This is a genomic window from Roseivivax sp. CAU 1753, from assembly GCF_054482575.1.
This window is the reverse complement of record NZ_JBTLRF010000032.1, coordinates 1-1159: the sequence shown is the minus strand read 5'-3', so window position 1 is coordinate 1159 and position 1159 is coordinate 1. Positions and strand designations below refer to the sequence as shown.

The window sequence follows — 1159 nt, the reverse complement described above, 5'->3', positions numbered from 1 at the left end:
CTGCCGAGTATCCGTTATGATCAAGCGGGTTCTTGTGCCCATTTTCGGCCGTCTCTAATCAATGCGTTTGCCAGGACGACGAGCTTCCTCATGACGGCTGTCACCGCGACTTTGCGCGGCTTGCCCGCTCGAACTAAGTCTTCGAATTTGGCCTGAACGGTACGGTTGTGCTGGATAGCGCAAAGCGTCGGCATGAACAGTGCCTGCCGGACAGATCGCCTACCGCCCTGTATCCGTTCATGACCCTGCCATTGCCCTGATTGGCGCGAGATTGGTGCCAACCCGGCAAGAGCTGCGGCTTGCTTGCCGGTGAGCGTACCGAGCTCAGGCATGTCTGCGAGCAATGCCATCGCCGACGTCGTTGAAATGCCAGGAATGCTGATCAGGATCTCTAAACGGTGGGCCAGCTTGGGATCAGAGGCGACGATCACCTTCATGGCGGCGTCTACCTGGGCCAGCTGCCGCTCGATCTGACCCAAACGCTGGGTGAGCAAACGCCGCAGCATGGCATGCCTTGCGGTCTTGAGCCGTGTTTTGGCTGCGGTGCGGTCCTTGATCAGGCCGCGGCGGAACACGAGCAATTCGCGAAGGTCGCCAAAGGCTTCGGACTGAGTCTCTGTAGGCTGGAGTTGCAGAGCGCTTCCCATTCTCGCCAACATCTCGGCATCAATCCTGTCGGTCTTTGCTACGCGCCCGGTTGCTTCCGCGAACCGCCTCGCCTGCCGTGGATTGACCTTCGCGAAGGTCAATCCACGGCGCGTCAGCATACACTCAAGGTCGCGATGATAGGCACCAGACGCTTCGAAAACGATCAGCATGCCGTCGTCGGAGACCCACCGGAAGAGAGCAGCAAGTCCGGCGGCATCATTCCCGAACCGCCGGTGCTCGGTTCTTCCTGAGCAATAGGCGTCCAGCGTTGCTTTCGACACGTCGATCCCGATTACATTCTGCATGGAATATCCCCCACCTTGTCTTGTCATGCGGGCCCGATGCCCAAGTATCCGTTCAGGTTTGAAGACAACGCGGGGGTGACCATACTCGGCATCGGTCCATCATGACCCAGAGGGGTACGATCCATCCCCCGCTATCACGCCAATTTGCGCGATCAGCGTGATGGCTCCCATCATGCAACGGGAGCTGCCAAAATCATAAGACAAGA

1 protein-coding gene is annotated in these 1159 nt (G+C 58.7%); it reads right to left on the bottom strand.

Annotated features, from left to right (window positions below; translation table 11 throughout):
• Positions 1 to 20: 20 nt before the first annotated feature.
• Positions 21 to 953, bottom strand: a complete 933-nt coding sequence (locus tag ACXYMN_RS19835) for an IS110 family RNA-guided transposase (RefSeq protein WP_459015816.1) — start codon at positions 951 to 953, stop codon at positions 21 to 23.
• Positions 954 to 1159 lie beyond the last annotated feature (206 nt).